General features: G+C 69.1%; 17 protein-coding genes. 11 read left to right on the forward strand and 6 right to left on the reverse strand.

The window, feature by feature from the left end; all coding sequences use genetic code 11:
- The first annotated feature begins 1 nt into the window (after position 1).
- Genes urtB through urtE form a run of 4 tightly spaced genes read left to right on the forward strand, consistent with a single transcriptional unit; the run spans position 2 to position 4,328 of the window.
- The gene (urtB, locus tag VLK61_RS21940) at positions 2 to 1,621 is read left to right on the forward strand and encodes an urea ABC transporter permease subunit UrtB (protein WP_414636845.1); all 1,620 of its coding nucleotides are present in this window, start codon (positions 2 to 4) and stop codon (positions 1,619 to 1,621) included.
- The gene (gene urtC, locus VLK61_RS21945; protein WP_325423931.1) at positions 1,618 to 2,742 is read left to right on the forward strand and encodes an urea ABC transporter permease subunit UrtC; all 1,125 of its coding nucleotides are present in this window, start codon (positions 1,618 to 1,620) and stop codon (positions 2,740 to 2,742) included. The genes urtB and urtC overlap by 4 nt, the downstream gene beginning before the upstream one ends.
- Positions 2,739 to 3,626, forward strand: coding sequence for an urea ABC transporter ATP-binding protein UrtD (gene urtD / locus VLK61_RS21950; protein ID WP_325423933.1), 888 nt, complete (start codon positions 2,739 to 2,741; stop codon positions 3,624 to 3,626). Before urtC ends, urtD begins: the two co-directional genes overlap by 4 nt.
- A gap of 9 nt (positions 3,627 to 3,635) precedes the next feature.
- On the forward strand, positions 3,636 to 4,328 hold the full coding sequence (urtE, locus tag VLK61_RS21955; protein ID WP_325423935.1) for an urea ABC transporter ATP-binding subunit UrtE: 693 nt from the start codon (positions 3,636 to 3,638) through the stop codon (positions 4,326 to 4,328).
- 14 nt (positions 4,329 to 4,342) lie between these two features.
- Here urtE and VLK61_RS21960 read toward each other — a convergent pair whose 3' ends face one another.
- Positions 4,343 to 5,014: a hypothetical protein gene (locus VLK61_RS21960; protein ID WP_325423937.1), complete on the reverse strand. Its 672-nt coding sequence runs from the start codon at positions 5,012 to 5,014 to the stop codon at positions 4,343 to 4,345.
- Between the two features lie 170 nt (positions 5,015 to 5,184).
- On the opposite strand from VLK61_RS21960, the gene VLK61_RS21965 reads away from it, so the two are divergent.
- Together VLK61_RS21965 and VLK61_RS21970 are read left to right on the forward strand one after the other, a co-directional pair.
- A complete protein-coding gene (locus tag VLK61_RS21965) occupies positions 5,185 to 6,513 on the forward strand; it encodes a TIGR03862 family flavoprotein (RefSeq protein ID WP_325423938.1) in 1,329 nt (442 codons plus the stop codon).
- Entirely contained in the window at positions 6,510 to 7,181 is a 672-nt protein-coding gene (locus tag VLK61_RS21970) for a glutathione S-transferase (protein ID WP_325423941.1), read from the forward strand. Before VLK61_RS21965 ends, VLK61_RS21970 begins: the two co-directional genes overlap by 4 nt.
- A 5-nt stretch (positions 7,182 to 7,186) precedes the next feature.
- Here VLK61_RS21970 and VLK61_RS21975 read toward each other — a convergent pair whose 3' ends face one another.
- Complete coding sequence (locus VLK61_RS21975; protein ID WP_325423943.1) at positions 7,187 to 8,200, reverse strand: tetratricopeptide repeat protein; 1,014 nt, start codon at positions 8,198 to 8,200, stop codon at positions 7,187 to 7,189.
- A 111-nt stretch (positions 8,201 to 8,311) separates the two neighbouring features.
- Between VLK61_RS21975 and VLK61_RS21980 the strand changes: the two genes are divergently transcribed.
- Both VLK61_RS21980 and VLK61_RS21985 read left to right on the forward strand, forming a co-directional pair.
- Positions 8,312 to 9,385: an AI-2E family transporter gene (locus tag VLK61_RS21980; RefSeq protein WP_325423945.1), complete on the forward strand. Its 1,074-nt coding sequence runs from the start codon at positions 8,312 to 8,314 to the stop codon at positions 9,383 to 9,385.
- 8 nt (positions 9,386 to 9,393) lie between these two features.
- Positions 9,394 to 10,242 carry a GNAT family N-acetyltransferase gene (locus VLK61_RS21985; protein WP_325423947.1) on the forward strand — a complete coding sequence of 283 codons (849 nt, stop codon included), beginning with the start codon at positions 9,394 to 9,396 and terminating at the stop codon, positions 10,240 to 10,242.
- Positions 10,243 to 10,308: 66 nt separating this feature from the next.
- On the opposite strand, the gene VLK61_RS21990 is transcribed toward VLK61_RS21985, so the two are convergent.
- The 3 genes from VLK61_RS21990 to VLK61_RS22000 form a co-directional block, all read right to left on the reverse strand.
- A complete protein-coding gene (locus VLK61_RS21990) occupies positions 10,309 to 11,139 on the reverse strand; it encodes an urease accessory protein UreD (protein WP_325423949.1) in 831 nt (276 codons plus the stop codon).
- A gap of 66 nt (positions 11,140 to 11,205) precedes the next feature.
- On the reverse strand, positions 11,206 to 12,009 hold the full coding sequence (locus VLK61_RS21995; RefSeq protein ID WP_325423951.1) for an MBL fold metallo-hydrolase: 804 nt from the start codon (positions 12,007 to 12,009) through the stop codon (positions 11,206 to 11,208).
- A gap of 127 nt (positions 12,010 to 12,136) precedes the next feature.
- The gene (locus VLK61_RS22000) at positions 12,137 to 13,594 is read right to left on the reverse strand and encodes a PLP-dependent aminotransferase family protein (RefSeq protein WP_325423953.1); all 1,458 of its coding nucleotides are present in this window, start codon (positions 13,592 to 13,594) and stop codon (positions 12,137 to 12,139) included.
- 152 nt (positions 13,595 to 13,746) lie between these two features.
- On the opposite strand from VLK61_RS22000, the gene VLK61_RS22005 reads away from it, so the two are divergent.
- Positions 13,747 to 14,085: a DUF2917 domain-containing protein gene (locus VLK61_RS22005; protein WP_325423955.1), complete on the forward strand. Its 339-nt coding sequence runs from the start codon at positions 13,747 to 13,749 to the stop codon at positions 14,083 to 14,085.
- Positions 14,086 to 14,151: 66 nt separating this feature from the next.
- Positions 14,152 to 14,544, forward strand: a complete 393-nt coding sequence (locus tag VLK61_RS22010) for a phosphopantetheine adenylyltransferase (RefSeq protein WP_325423957.1) — start codon at positions 14,152 to 14,154, stop codon at positions 14,542 to 14,544.
- A 41-nt stretch (positions 14,545 to 14,585) separates the two neighbouring features.
- Here VLK61_RS22010 and VLK61_RS22015 read toward each other — a convergent pair whose 3' ends face one another.
- Positions 14,586 to 15,035 (reverse strand): hypothetical protein, encoded by a 450-nt coding sequence (locus tag VLK61_RS22015; protein WP_325423959.1) that lies wholly within the window; start codon positions 15,033 to 15,035, stop codon positions 14,586 to 14,588.
- A 106-nt stretch (positions 15,036 to 15,141) separates the two neighbouring features.
- On the opposite strand from VLK61_RS22015, the gene VLK61_RS22020 reads away from it, so the two are divergent.
- The coding region (locus VLK61_RS22020; protein WP_325423961.1) for a methyltransferase domain-containing protein at positions 15,142 to 15,834 on the forward strand (693 nt) is incomplete at its 3' end.

A 15,834-nucleotide genomic window follows, 5' to 3' on the forward strand; every position in this document is an offset into this window, starting at 1 on the left:
GATGCCGCACCGCGCGCGTTGTTTTGGGGAAACCGTGCTGCGTGTTCGTGTTCTGCCTTTCGTATTCACCCTGCTGGCATGGTTCGCCGCGCCGCAGGCTTTTGCGCTGACGCCGGAGCAGGCCGGCAAGATCGCCGCCGGTGAGAGCGACGAGCGCCTCGCTGCGCTGAATGAACGCCTGGCTGCTGGCGATGTAACGCTGGTGCCGCTGGTGCAGGCGATCCTCGACGACGCTGTAAAGACATCCGGCGGCAAGGCCTACATCGTCAAGGACGGCAAGGCCATCGAAGCGGCCACCGGATCGGCAGCCACGCTGCCGGCCGATGCCGAGGATGTCGTCAACAACAACCGCATGCGCCGCGAGCTGGAAAGCGCGATCGCGGTGCTGAAGCTGATTTCGCCGGACCGCGCGGTGCGCGCCAAGGCGATCGTCGAATTGAAGGACCAGGTCGACGAGGGCAAGCTCGGCCTGATCGAGAAGGCTGAACAGGCCGAGACCGATGTGCAGCTGAAGGCTGCACTGAACCTGCTGCGCGCGGCCGTGCTGATCTCGTCGGACGACCCGGCCAAGCGCATGACGGCAGCCAAGGCGCTGTCCGGCAGCAGCGAGCCGGCGACGCGTTCGCTGCTGCTCGAGAAACTCAACACCGAGACCGATGCGCAGGTGAAAGCCGCGATCCAGGCCTCGATCGACAGCGTGCAGGGCCAGCTGGCCTGGGGCGAGAAGCTGGGCGTGCTGTTCACCGGTGCCAGCCTGGGCTCGATCCTGCTGCTGGTGGCGCTGGGCCTGGCCATCACCTACGGCCTGATGGGCGTCATCAACATGGCCCACGGCGAGCTGATGATGATCGGCGCCTACGCCACCTACGTCGTGCAGAACCTGTTCCGCAGCTACTTTCCCAATGCTTTCGACGGGTACATCCTGGTCGCCATTCCGGCCTCCTTCCTCAGCGCCGCGCTGGTCGGCGCGGTGCTGGAGCGCAGCGTCATCCGCTGGTTGTATGGCCGCCCGCTTGAGACGCTATTGGCCACCTGGGGCATCAGCCTGGTGCTGATGCAGGCGGTGCGCACGCTGTTCGGCGCGCAGAACGTCGGTGTCGAGAACCCGTCGTGGATGTCGGGCGGCGTGCAGGTGCTGCCCAATCTCGTGCTGCCCTTCAACCGCATCGCGATCCTGGCCTTTGCCGCGCTGGTGCTGATCGGCATGGCGCTGTTGATCAGCAGGACCCGGCTCGGCCTGTTCGTGCGCGGCGTGACGCAGAACCGGCGCATGGCGGCCTGTGTCGGCGTCGACACCGCGCGCATCGACATGATGGCGTTTTCACTCGGTGCCGGCATTGCAGGTCTCGCAGGCTGCGCCTTGAGCCAGGTCGGCAATGTCGGGCCGGACCTGGGCCAGGGCTACATCGTCGATTCGTTCATGGTGGTGGTGCTCGGCGGTGTCGGGCAGTTGGCCGGCACCGTGTATGCCGCGCTGGGCCTGGGCATCCTGAACAAGCTGCTGGAAGGCTGGGCCGGTGCGGTGCTGGCCAAGATCATGGTGCTGGTGTTCATCGTCGTCTTCATCCAGAAGCGACCGCAGGGTCTGTTCGCGGTCAAGGGCCGGAGCGCCGAAGCATGAAGCGCGAACCCGAGATCGGCATGATGGTGCTGGAACAGAAGCGCGGCCTGCTGCTCGGCCCCAAGGGCTGGCTGGCGGTGATGATCGCGGTGGCGGTGATCACCGTGCTGGTGCCGGTGCTGAACCTGGCCGTGCCCAAGGGCAGTGTCTTCCACTTCAGCGACTATTCGGTCAGCCTGACCGGCAAGATCCTCTGCTACGCCATCTGCGCGCTGGCGATGGACCTGATCTGGGGCTACACCGGCATCCTGTCGCTGGGCCATGGCCTGTTCTTCGCGCTCGGCGGCTACGGCATGGGCATGTACCTGATGCGCCAGATCGGCCGCGACGGCAACTACAAGAGCGATCTGCCGGACTTCATGGTGTTCCTGAACTGGAAGGCGCTGCCGTGGCAATGGGCGCTGTCCGATTCGTTCATCGCACAGATGCTCTTGATCGTGCTGGTGCCGGGCGCGTTGGCGCTGGTGTTCGGCTGGTTCGCGTTCCGCTCGCGCATCAAGGGCGTGTACTTCTCGATCATCACGCAGGCCATGACCTTTGCGGCGATGCTGCTGTTCTTCCGCAACGAGACCGGCTTCGGTGGCAACAACGGCTTCACCGATTTCAAGCGCATCCTGGACATCCCGATCGCCACGCCGGGCATGCGCATCACGCTGTTCGCGATCACCGGCGTCACGCTGGTGGCCTTCTACCTGGGCGCGCGGGCCATCGTCAACAGCAAGTACGGCCGCGTGCTGCAGGCCATCCGTGATGCCGAGACGCGCGTCATGTTCACCGGCTACAACCCGCTGGCCTACAAGCTGAGCATCTGGACCCTGTCTGCCGTGATGTGCGCGATTGCCGGGGCGCTGTATGTGCCGCAGGTGGGCATCATCAACCCCAGCGAGATGAGCCCGGCGGCATCGATCGAGATCGCGATCTGGACCGCGGTGGGTGGCCGCGCCACGCTGATCGGCCCGATCATCGGCGCTTTCTTCGTCAACGGCGCGAAGAGCTGGTTCACGGTCGCCTTCCCCGAGATCTGGCTCTATTTCCTGGGCGCCTTGTTCATCGCGGTGACCTTGTTCCTGCCCAACGGCATCGTCGGCCTGTTCAAGCGCGCGACGGAGAAAAAATCATGACACCCGAATTGATGGAGGAGGGGGCGAAGCGCCGCGAGGCGTATGAAGCCCGGCGCGCATCGGCGGCCACCGGCAGCAGCGGTGACCGCCAGGCCGCCTTCGGCCGCGTGCTGAAACTGGGCGAGCCGGATTTCGCGCATGGCGTCGCGCTGTACCTGGACGACATCACGGTCAGCTTCGACGGCTTCAAGGCCTTGAACGCACTGACGCTCAGCGTGAACGTTGGCGAATTGCGCTGCATCATCGGCCCCAACGGCGCCGGGAAGACCACGATGATGGATTGCATCACCGGCAAGACCCGGCCCGACTCGGGCAAGGCCTTCTTCGGCTCGACGATCGACCTCTTGCGCTTGACCGAGCCCGAGATTGCGCAGATCGGCATCGGCCGCAAGTTCCAGAAGCCCACGGTGTATGAAGACTTGAGCGTGTTCGAGAACCTCGAACTCGCGCTGGCCGCTGACCGGCGCGTGCGCGCCTCGCTGTTCTCGCGCCTGACCGGCACGCAGCTGGACCGCATCGGCGAGACGCTGACGACGATCCACCTGAAGGACGAAGCGCAGCGCACCGCGGGCTTGCTGTCGCACGGCCAGAAGCAGTGGCTGGAGATCGGCATGCTGCTGGTGCAGGACCCGAAGCTGCTGCTGCTGGATGAACCGGTGGCCGGCATGACCGACGAAGAAACCGAGCGCACCGCCGAACTTTTCCTGACGCTGGAGGGCAAACATTCGCTGGTGGTCGTCGAGCACGACATGAAGTTCGTCGACGAGCTGACTCAAGGGCGGAAGAAGGTGACGGTGCTGCACGAAGGCAGCGTACTGGCCGAAGGCCTGCTGGCGGAGGTGCAGAACAACGAGAAGGTGGTGGAGGTGTACCTTGGGCGCTAGGAATCCGACATGCTGAAGGTCGACTCACTCAACCAGTATTACGGCGGCAGCCACATCCTGCGCAACCTCGGCTTCGAGGCGACGCTCGGCGAAGTGACCGTGGTGCTGGGTCGCAACGGCGTGGGCAAGACCACGCTGCTGAAAAGCCTGATGGGCGTGGTGCCGGTGAAGACCGGCACGATCCAGCTCGACGGCGTGGACATCACCCGCGCCACCAGCTACGAGCGGGTGCGCCGCGGCATCGGCTACGTGCCGCAGGGCCGCGAAATCTTCTCGCGGCTGACGGTGGAGGAGAACCTGCGCATGGGCCTGGCCGTGAAACCCGGCGGCACGCAGATCCCGGCCGAGCTGTTCGAGCTGTTTCCGGTGCTCAAGCAGATGATCAACCGCCGCGGCGGCGACCTGTCCGGCGGCCAGCAGCAGCAACTGGCGATCGCCCGCGCGCTGGCCGCAGGCCCGAAGTTGCTGATCCTGGACGAGCCGACCGAGGGCATCCAGCCCAGCATCATCAAGGACATCGGCCGCGTCATTCGCATGTTGGCAAACCGTAAAACGATGGCCATCGTGCTGGTCGAGCAGTACTACGATTTTGCCGCTGAACTGGCCGACCAGTACCTGGTGATGGAACGCGGCGACATCATCCGGCGCGGCCGCGGCTCCCAGATGGAAGCCGACGGCGTGCGCAAGCTGATGTCGGTGTAGCGCCGCGGAGCGACTCAGCGTTGCGCGGTTTGCTGCGCCGGGCTGGTGCTGTCACTGGGCGCGGAACTGATCGTCGTGCTGGCCATCGGGCCGGCGGTCGTGCTGGCCGTGGTGTCGGAGCTCGGCTGCGCCGCCTGCGCCAGCCTCTGCTGGGTCTCGAGCCGCGCCAGGCGGGTCTGCTCGGCCCGTGCGATTCGGGCTACGTCAGCCTTTTCTGCCCACTGCGTGCCCTTGTCCTCGTCGACCATGGCCATCTCGCCACGCGGGATCAGGCCATGCCGGTTGGCATAGACCGCCTCAGCGATCACTTCCTCGCGCGTGATCGGCGGCTCGATCGCGGCCACCGGCGCGGCTTCAGCCGCCGGCGCGGCGGACGGGGTCACGACCACCGCATGGTTGCTCTTGCGGGACGGCATGGCCGCCGTGGCGGGCTCGCTGGACGGTTCGGCGGGCGCGTTTGCATCGGTGGTGGTGGACGTGGCATCGGCCTCGAGCACCGCCTGCACGTCGGCTTCGGTCGGCGAGGTGTCGCTCCACTTCTCGGGCGCGGCAAAGGGGTCGGCCATCGCTGATTCGGCGGCGGCCTGGTTGTTGGCGCTGGTGTCGCTGGTCTGCGCCTGCGCGACGCAGATCAGCCCTGCGGCGGCCGCGATGGCGCCAAGTTGCCAGAGGTGGGTGCGGGTCATGCTGTACTCCTTGCTGTGGGAATGAATAGGTATTGCCGGCACGTGGCCGGATCCGTGGCGCCAGTCTGAACCGCCGATCGCCGTTCTGGTGCACCGCCGTCTCAAAGGCAAGCAACCTTGACCACTGGACACAGTCCACCAACGTTTGCTTGCGCGTTTAGACTGCGCCGATGACCTTGGCTGACAACGTGATGGCCGCTTCCCCTACAGGCATGGCCCGGGTGGCCGTGATAGGCGGCGGCCCGGCCGGGCTGATGGCGGCCGAGGCGCTGCTGGCCGGCGGTGCCAGCGTGGATCTGTACGACGCCATGCCCTCGGTGGGCCGCAAGTTCCTGCTGGCCGGCAAGGGCGGCCTGAACCTGACGCACAGCGAGCCGCTGCCGGTTTTCGTGCAGCGCTTTGGTGAGCGGTCCGAAGCCGTAGCCTCTTGGCTGGCGGGCTTCAGCCCGCAGGCCCTGCGCGACTGGGCCCAGGGCCTGGGCATCAGCACCTTCGTCGGCACCTCGGGCCGCGTGTTCCCGTCGGAGATGAAAGCCGCGCCACTGTTGCGTGCCTGGCTGCACCGGCTGCGCACGCAGGGCCTGCGGCTGCACATGCGCCACCGCTGGCAGGGCTGGCACGCGCCGGACACAGCGGGCGACGGCGCGCTGGACCTGCGTTTCGACACGCCCGCCGGCCCGCAGCTGCAGCGCGCCGATGCGCTGGTGCTGGCGCTGGGCGGCGCCAGCTGGCCCCGCCTGGGCTCGGACGGCGCCTGGGTGCCCTGGCTGGCTGCCCGTGGCGTGGAGCTCGCGCCGCTGCAGCCGGCCAACTGCGGCTTCGATGTCGGCTGGAGCCCGTATTTCGCCGAGCGCTTTGCCGGTGCGCCGCTGAAGTCGGTGCGGCTGATGTTCGACGGCGCCCACGCTGAACATTTCGATCGGCCGGGTGAGTTCGTCATCACCGCCGGCGGCATCGAGGGCAGCCTGGTGTATGCCGCGTCGGCGCTGATCCGCGACCAGATCGCGGCGGCCGGCAGCGCGACGATCCGGCTCGACCTGGTGCCCGGCCGCGACGAAGCGCGGCTGGCCGAAGGCCTGGCACATGGCCGCGGTACACGCTCGCTGCCCAACCACCTGCGTGAGCATGCCGGCCTCGAGGGGGTGAAGGCCGCGCTGCTGCGCGAACGCTACAGCGCGGCTGAACTGGCGCAGCGCGTGGCCGAAGCGCCGCAGGCGCTGGCCCGTGAACTCAAGGCCTGGCCGATCACGCTCACCGCGGCGCGGCCGATCGCCGAAGCCATCAGCACCGCCGGCGGCGTGCGCCTGGAAGCGCTGGACGAACACCTGATGCTGCAGTGCCTGCCTGGCGTGTTCTGCGCCGGCGAAATGCTGGACTGGGAAGCACCCACCGGCGGCTACCTGCTCAGCGCCAGCCTGGCCAGTGGCCTGGTGGCGGGGCAGGGCGTGCTGGCCTGGTGGCAGCAGGCCCGCTCGACGCACCGGAGAATCGGCGGATGATCACCGTCCACCACCTGAACAATTCACGCTCGCAACGCGTGCTCTGGCTGCTCGAAGAACTGGGCCTGCCCTACGAGATCAAGCCCTACCAGCGTGATGCCAAGACCCTGCTGGCGCCGCCGGAGTTGCTGGCGGTGCACCCGCTGGGCAAGTCGCCGGTCATCACCGAAGGCATCACCACCGTGGCCGAAACCGGCGCCATCGTCGAATACCTGCTGGAGCGCCATGGCGGCGGCCGCCTACAGCCCACACCCGGCACGCCCGAGCACCTGCGCTACCGCTACTGGCTGCATTTCGCCGAGGGCTCGGCGATGCCGCCGCTGCTGATGAAGCTGGTGTTCGACAAGATCGCGGCGTCGCCGATGCCGTTCTTCGTCAAACCGATGGCGCGCGCCATCTGCAACAAGGCGCTGGACGCCATCGTGTGGCCGAACCTGAAGCGCCAGCTGGATTTCATGGAAGAAGAGCTCGGCAAGAGTGAATGGTTCAGCGGCCGTGAACTCACCGGCGCCGACATCATGATGAGCTTTCCACTCGAAGCCGCGGCGCAGCGTGCCGGCCTGAACGACAGCCGACCCCGGTTGATGGCGTTTCTGAAGCGCATTCATGCGCGGCCGGCGTTCCGCCGCGCGCTGGAGCGCGGCGGGCCCTATGCCTTGGTCGACTGAGCGGCTCAGCCCAACTGGGTCAAGCGCTTCTTCGCATCGTCCAGTGCGTTGCGTGATCCGCGGCCGCCGGCAATGAAGCGCTGGTAGGCGGCGCGTGCGGCGTCGCTGCGGCCCAGGCCCTGCAGTGCGATGCCCAGGCGGTAGTCCACCGGCAGGCGCTCGGCGCCCTTGAGTTGCGCGCTGCGCTCCAGCAACGCCACCGCTTCGGCCCAGGCGCCGGCTTCGGTCTCCACCCGCGCCAGGCCGTAGGGGCCGGCAGCCTGGTCGGGCCGATCCTTGCTCAGGCGCTGGAACACCGCGCGCGCCTGCTCTCGCTGGCCCTTGCCCAGCAGGCCGATGCCGGCCGAGATCCACAGCGCTTGCAGGTCGTCGGCCACGGCGGTGTCGGCCCCCGGCTTGACATCGGCGAGCAGCGCCACCGCGGCATCAAAGCGCTCTTCTTTCAGCGCCACGCGGGCTTCCAGCGCACGCGCCTGCTCGGGCCGCTCGGCGGCGCGCGCGATGTCGGCGGCCTTCTTCGGGCTGCCGCCGGCCAGGCCCGGCACCAGCAGGTAGAAATCCACCACCGCACTGCGCGCGGTGTACCACTGCGGCTCCAGTTCCAGTGCCTTCACTAGCGCGCTTTTGACGCGGCCAACGCTGCTGAGCATCTTCATCGCGCCTTGCGACATGGCCTGGATGCCCAGCACGCTGCCCAGCGCGTAGTGGCAAGGGGCGGCCTGCGGCGCCTGCTGCAGGCAGTGCTCGGCGCGCTGGATCGCCGCTTCGCGCCGGGCGCTGTCGTTGCTGATCATCGCCACCAGCGCGGTGGCCAGCACGGCCTGCGCATCGTCGGCGTGTGCGGCCAGGCGTTTGAGTGCCAGCTGGTCCAGCTCGGCCAGGCGCTCGGCGCTGTACAAGGCATTCAGCGCGGCGTCCTTGAACACCTGGGCCGATGCATCGCTGGCGGCCAGACCCAGCGCGGCGGCCAGCACGGCCGCCTTCACCGAGTGGCGGGATGTGAAGCGAGGCGAGGACATCGGCGGCATGGCAACAGCGAACGAAGCGGAATGCGCCGCATGATGCCTGAAGCGCACGGCCCTGTTTTCGGGCCGGCTGGGCGGGGCGAAATCTGTCGTACCCTTCCGGCCATGAACTTGCGCCTGCCGCAGTACGCGCAGCTGGCCGCAGTCGTCGTGGTTGTCGTCGGCTGCTACCAGGTGCTGTCGCCCTTCATCCCCGCGCTGCTGTTCTCGGCGGTGGCCTGCTCGTCGAGCTGGCCGCTGTACGTGCGCCTTCGCCGCGCCTTGGCCGGACGCTCGGCCGCCGCGGCGCTGCTGATGACGCTGCTGCTGGTGGTGCTGGTGGTCGGCCCGTCGGCGGTGCTGGCCTTCAGCCTGGCCGACGATGTCACGTCCGCGGTGGACGCCATCAAGGCCTTGCTCGATCAAGGCCCGCTGATGCCGCCGGACTGGCTGAAGAGCCTGCCGCTGATCGGCGAACCGCTGGACACCTACTGGCATCGCCTGGCCGCCAGCCGCGAAGAACTGGCCGCGGCGCTGAAGAGCCTGATCGAGCCGGCGCGCGGCCTGCTGCTCGGGGCCGGCAAGGCCGTGGGCGCGGGGCTGCTGCAGCTGGTGCTGGCCACCTTCATCTGTTTCTTTTTCTACCGCGATGGTGATGCGCTGGTGCAGGCCAGCCGCAGGGTGCTGCAGAAGCTGGCCGGCGCACTCGGTGAGGAGCTGTTGGCCACCATCGACAACACCGTGACGGGCGTGGTGCATGGCATCTTCGGCACCGCGCTGGCCCAGGCCGCGGTGGCGGTGACCGGCTTTCTGCTGGCCGGTGTGCCGGCCGCGCTGGCGCTGGGCGCGGCGACCTTCCTGCTGTCGATGGTGCCGATTGGACCGCCGCTGGTCTGGGGCGGCGCCACGATCTGGCTGTTCTACCAGGGCTCGCTCGGCTGGGCGATCTTCATGTTCTTCTGGGGCCTGCTGGTCATCAGCAGCATCGACAATTTCGTCAAGCCCTACCTGATCAGCCGCAGCAGCAGCCTGCCCTTGCTGTTGATCGTCTTCGGCGTGTTCGGCGGCATCATTGCCTTCGGCTTCATCGGCATCTTCATCGGCCCGCCGATGCTGGCGGTGGGCCTGACGCTGCTGCGCCTGTGGACCACCCGCCCGCCGGCGCCGGACCCCGCGGCGCAACATGCGGCACCGGACTGAGCCAGCGCATGTCGAGCCTGACGCTACAAGCCGCCGATGCGGTGGCCGCGGCCGATCTGCATGCGGCCTTTGGCGCCGCTTTCGCGGACTACCTGATCGGCCCGTTCACGCTGCAGCGGGCCGATTGGCCGGTCTTCCTGGCCCGCCAGGCGGTGGATCTGCGGCTGAGCCGCATCGCCGAGCAGCAGGGCCGGATCCTGGCCTTTGCGCTGGTGGCCGCGCGCCCGGCGCAGGCGCGCTGGCGGCTGGCGACGATGGGCGCCGTGCCGCAGGCCCGCGGCAGCGGCGCCGCGCCGCAGCTGCTGGACGACTTCGTCGCGCGTGCCCGCGCCGCAGGCCAAGCCGCGGTGGAGTTGGAAGTGTTCGCACAGAACGAACGCGCGCTGCGGCTGTACCGCGGCCGCGGTTTTGCACCGGTGCACGAGCTGCACGGCTATGTGCTGCGCCGTGCCCGCTGCGACGGGCCGGTGCCAGCGGTGGTGGAAGTTGAGCTCCCGGCGGCCTGGGTCTGGCTGGATGAAGCGATGCAGCAGCTGCCCGATCTGCCGTTGCAAGTGACGCCAGCCGGGCTGGCCGCCTCGCCGCAGCCGCTGCAGGCCTGGCAGCATGGCCAGGCGCAGCTGGTGTTTGCCGAGCAGGCCGGTGGCACCGTGATGGTCCACAGCCTGGTCGACCGCGACGCGGGGCAGCACGATGCACAGGCGCTGGTGCAGGCCTTGATGGCCCGCCATGCGGGGCGGGACATGCTGGTGCCGCAGTTGCAGCGCCTGGATCTCGGCGGCCAGGCCCTGCGGCGGCTGGGCTTCGTGCCGCATGACTTGCATCAGCTGTGGATGCGGCTGGACCTGGTGAGGTGAAGGCGCCGGCACCCGCTGAACACCGATCTCCGGGGGGCGGAGGCTCGTGACCGCCTCAAGTTCGCATCAGGTCCGCCACACCCGCGGCGCCACCGCCTCCAGCCCCCAGGCCAGTGGCCGCCATGCCGCCCACACCGCCTGCAGCAGCTGCATCGCAGGCTCCACCCGCGGTGCCAGCGCGCGCAGCACGACCACCGTGTCGTGCAGCTGTGTGACGCCGGCGCGGGTGGGCAGTGCGCTGGTTTCGATGCAGGCCCGCGCGCTGTCGACCAGCGCTTCACCCAGCGTGCGGCTCAGGGCGTGGCCGCTGGCCAGCCACAGGCTGGCCAGCACGCGCTGGCCGGCCAGGCCTAGCGGTGAATCGAGCAGCAGGCTGTCCGTGCCGGCGATGCGGCCACGCTCGAGCCAGATACCGGGAATCTCTAACTGTTGAAGATAGCGGCCATGGTCGAAGGCCTGGTCCGATGCCGGCAGGCCCAGCGCCAGCACGTCCCAGCCCATCATCTGCGCGCCCGGCGCGAGGTCGAAGCGCAGCGCGTTTTCAGCTTCGCAGCCGCGGTAGGCAATCGTCTCCAGCGGCAGCCATTCCAGCCGAGCGCCCTCGGCCAGGCGGGCTTTGATCCGCTGGCGTGCGGTGTCGCCGGCGCTGCGGTAGAAGCGCGTGGCGCCGGGCGTGGTGATCAGCGCATGCGTGCCGGCGTCCAGCCGGGCGTCCAGCAGCAGTTCATCGCCGCCGACGATGCCACCGGGTGGATGCACCAGCACGTGGTGGCAGACCGCGTCGCCCTCGGGGTACAGGCGCTGCAGCACGCGCAGCGGGCCCTGGTGGCGGTCCAGCGCGATGGTGCGGTCGCCATCGCGGGTGTAATGCAGGTCGAGGTGGCCCAGCCAGCCCATGCGGCGCTTTCTCGCAGATCGCGGCCGGGCCGCAGGGTGAAACAAGCGCCGCAGTGTAGGGGAGGGTCAGGCGGCCTTCTTCAGCCCCCTCATGCGTTCCATCATCGCTTGGTCGGGGCCGACGAAGGGCAGCGCTTCGCGGGCATCGACCAGGTGCTGGAACAGCGTATCGAGCATGCCGGTGGCCGGCGGCAGGTGGCTGCCGAGCACGACCTCGGGCGCAAAGTCGCGCAGCATGCCGAAGCCGGTGGCCAGGTAGGACGCCGGCATGCGGCGCAGCCAGGGCGCGTCGATCGCGGCCCAGCCGACGATGCCCTCGCGCAGCGCTGCCGCGCTCATGTCCTGTGCGCGCTCGGCCGGATCGGCCATCAGCGCACCGAAGCAGTCGGCACTGAACAGCGTGCGGGTGCGGGCATCGAACAGGCCCATGGTCTCCGGCGCGTCATAACACGGTGGCTGCAGGGCCACCAGGTGGCGGTCGCCGGCGTCCAGCGTCTGGCCCGGGTTCAGCAGGTACACGCGGTCCAGCGGCAGCTGCTGCAGGTCCATCTTGCCCATGCCCAGGTAGTTGGTGACGACACGGGCCTGCGGCGCCTCGGCCAGCACCGCGCGCAGGTTGCCCACATGGTCGGCATCCAGGTGCGTGAGCCAGATCCAGCGCAGTGCGGCGGGGTCGATCACGCTGCGCAGCTCGCGCATGAACTCGTGCTGCAGCGCGGCGATGCCGGTGTCCACCAGCACCGGCTGGCGCGCGCGGATCACATGTGCGTGGACCGGCACGATGCCGAAGCCGGGCAGCGGCGCGTAGCTGCGCAGCGCGATGGTGTCGGGGGCGACGCGGCGGCTGCCGAACATCGTGGGGCGTTGCATGGAATTCTCCGGGCAGGTGGCTGTGGTGATGAGGCCGCAGTCTCCCGCCCGGCGCGCGCGCCGGCATCACCCGATGGAGCCATGGCCCGGCCGGCGGGGAGCCATCGCCCCCGCGCGTCGTGCAACGTCAAGCGGCGAGTGGCAGCCTTGCCCGCAGCAGCACCTGCGCCAGCTGCCCCACGCGGCGCAGTGCCTGCCGCTGCACGTCGCCCCAGGGCCCGCCGACGCTGAGCCGGATGCAGTGGCGGTAGCGATCGGTGGCACTGAACATCGTGCCCGGCGCGATGACGATGCGCTCGTCCAGGCAGGCTTTGAACAGGGCCAGCGAATCCAGCGCCGGCGGCAGCTCCACCCACAGCATCATGCCGCCCTGCGGGTCGGTGACGCGGGTGCCGCGCGGGAAGCTCTCGCCGATCAGGCCGCGGGCCTCGTCGACATGGCGCGCCAGCACCTGGCGCAGCCGGCGCAGCTGCGGTTCATAGCCGCGCTGCATCAGCAGATCGGCCATCACCAGCTCGGTGATCGAGGTGTGGCCGCCGCTCAGCGCGGTTTTCAGCCGGCGCAGCGGCGTGGTCCAGCGGCCGGCCTCGACCCAGCCGACGCGCAGGCCCGGCGCCACGGTCTTCGAGAACGAGCTGCACAGCATCACCAGGCCCTCGGTGTCGAAGGACTTCACCGCGCGGCGGTGTTCGTCGCGCTCGGCCAGGTCGTTGTAGATCGCGTCCTCGATCAACGGTACCTGGTGCTGCGCCAGCAGCTGTGCCAGCCGCTTGCGTTCGGCCAGCGGCATGCTGGCGCCGATGGGGTTGGCCAGCGTCGGCACCGCCAGCACGGCGCGCACCGGCTGCGTGGACAGCGCCAGCGACAGCGCGTCGACCGACAGGCCATGCCGCGGGTGGGTGGGAATTTCCAGCGCACGCAGGTGCAGTGCTTCCAGCACCTGCAGGAAGCCGAAGGAGGTGGGCGACTCCAGCGCGACGATGTCGCCGGGCTTCGTCACCGCCTGCAGGCACAGGCCCACTGCGTCGTTGCAGCCGTTGGTGAGCACGATGTCGCGTGGGTCCAGCGTGCAGCCCATGGCCAGCGCGCGGCGGGCGACGGCGCGGCGCAGGCTGTCTTCACCCGGCACCAGCGGGTATTGGCACAGCTGCGCGCGGTGGCGCAGCGCCGCCCGGCTGAACGCGCGGCGCAGCCGCTCCTGCGGAAACAGCTCGGGCGCCGGGCAGGCCGCACCGAACGAGATGTAGGCCGGGTCGACCGCCAGCTGCATCACGCGTTCGGACAGCGAGCCGATGTCCACGGCCACCGATTCGGTCGGTGGCGCCGAGGTGTCCGGCTCCTGCAGTTTGCGCAGCGGCGCGGCGGCGACGAAGTAGCCGGACTTCGGCCGCGCCTCGATCAGCCGTGCGTCTTCCAGGTGGCGGTAGGCCTGCACCACGGTGGAGACCGAGACCGACTGCTCGCGCGCGCACTGCCGTACCGAGGGCAGCCGCCCGCCCGGCACCAGCGCGCCGCTGGCGATGGCGGCCGACAGGCGATCGGCCAGCTTCAGGTACAGCGGAGGCTCGGCGAGCTGGATGTCCATGGCGCCGATTGTGGGCTGCCGCGCCGCCGCCGGACCAGTACAGACACGGCGCGAAGCGGCCGATACAGCGCCGAAAATTGCTGCTCTGTGCATTACAGAGTGGGCGTCGCCTGTGGCTTACGCCGGCACGCCGCCGGCCGCAGCATGGGGCCATGAACACGCTGCACACCCCCCTCGATCTGCAACCGGGCCAGGTGCTCGCCTTGCCGGCCAGCACGGGCGACCATTGGCTGCTGGTGCTGCAAGGCCGCATCTGGCTCACGCAGAGCGGCGACACCGATGATCACTTCCTGCAAGCCGGCCAGCGCCTGCTGCTGGGCCGGCACGGCCGGGTGGTGCTGGAGGCCGACGGCGGCGAGCCCGCACGCTGCAGCTTCCAGCATGCCTGGGCGCCGGCCGACATCGCCGATGAAGCGATCTCCGGGCTGGCCCTCGCCGAGGTGCCGGCCCCCGGCAGGTCGCTGGCCGACACCACAGCGCACGCGGCTTGACCTGCGGGGTCATTGCCGCGCCGGCAGGCGCTGCGTACAACCGGGGCAAGCACCCGGAGCCCCGACATGCGCCACCTGATCGCCGCCTGCCTGCTGATCGCCAGCCTGATCCACCTGCTGCCGGCGCTCGGCGTGCTGGGCGCCGAGCGTCTGGCGCAGCTGTATGGGCTGAACCTGAGCGAACCGAACCTGCTGATCCTGATGCGCCACCGCGCGGTGCTGTTCGGCGTCGTCGCTGGCCTGCTGTTGTGGGCCGTGCTCGCACCGGCGCTGCGCCCGGCCGCTTTCGCCGCCGGGCTGGCCAGCGTGCTGTCCTTCCTGGTGCTGGCGCGCATGAGCGGCGATCACAACGCGCAACTGGCCCGTGTGGTGATGGTCGACTGGTTCGCACTGGGCGTGCTGGCCGCGGGTGCGGCGGCGCAGCTGGTGCTGCAGCTGCGGGAGCCCCTCAGTGGCTGATGGCGTCGCGTTCGGTTGGCGCCTTGCTGGCCCCCCCGTGCTCACGCGCCGAGCAGCTTGTCCATGCGCTTCTTCGCCAACTGCTTGACCACGGCGCGCTGCAGGCCGTTGCCGGCCGAGAACAGCTTCGCGCCTTCGTCGGCACAGGCGGCCTGGCGAGCCGCCAACTCCGAGGCTGGCAGGTTCTTCTGCGCAGCTAGCGCCTGGTCGGCCAGCGCCCGCGCGCGGTCCTCGTCGCGGTTGCCGTGCAGATAGCTGTCGCCGATGAACGCGGCGCCCGCCACCAGCCTGTCCTGCAGCATCCGGCGCAAGCTCTCCTGGCCCGACTTGACCTGCCGGGCGAGGTCTTGCGTGTTCACGTCGAGCGCGGCGACGCAGCGGGCGGTGTGCAGATCGCGCGGCGAGGGTTCGGCGGCGCTAGCGGCTGATGCGAGCGTCAGGCTCAGTGTCGAAAACAGCATCGAGAGCAGCGTGAGGGTGACAGTCTTCATGGCGTGGCCGGGTGATCTTGGCGCGGCGTGGTGCAGCGAGGGGCAGGTTCCGGCCCAAGCTTAACGCCGCCCGAATTCCCGCGTCGCCACCGATATAGTGGCGCGGATGAGCTCAGACCCGCGTAAAGAACTGCTGCTGTCCCTGATCGACACCTCGGCGCTGGGCCTCGAGATCGGCCCGGGCTTCAATCCCTTGCTGCCGAAGTCTGCCGGTTATCAGGTCGAGACCCTGGACCACGCCAGCCGGGAAGACCTGGTGCGCAAATACAGCGGCGCGGCCAGCGTGGACGTGTCGCGCATCGAGGCCGTGGACCATGTCTCGACCGGCGGGTCGATCCTGAAGACGATCGGCCAGCCGGGCAAGTACCGCTACATCGTGGCCTCGCACGTCATCGAACACACCACCGACCTGCTGGGCTTTCTGCGCGACTGCGAGGCCTTGCTCGACGCGCAGGGCGTGCTGCTGCTGGCGGTGCCCGACAAGCGCTTTTCGTTCGACGTGCTGCGGCCGCTGGCCTCGACCGGCGACATCCTGCAGGCCCATGCCGAAGGCCGCACCCGCCACACCGCCGGCCGCATCTTCGACGAAGTGGCCTACAACAGCCTGCGCGGCGGCGCACTGGCCTGGCTACGCGACAGCGACGCGCCTTTGGCCTTCTTCCGCCCGCTGGCCGATGCCAAGGCGATCTACGACCAGGTGCGCCACAGCGACGACTTCCACGACATCCATGCCTGGCAGTTCACGCCGTCGAGCTTTCGGCTGATCGTCAACGACCTGCACGAGATCGGCAGCTTCGGG

The organism is Aquabacterium sp. (assembly GCF_035476535.1).
Taxonomy (GTDB): Bacteria; Pseudomonadota; Gammaproteobacteria; order Burkholderiales; family Burkholderiaceae_C; genus Pseudaquabacterium.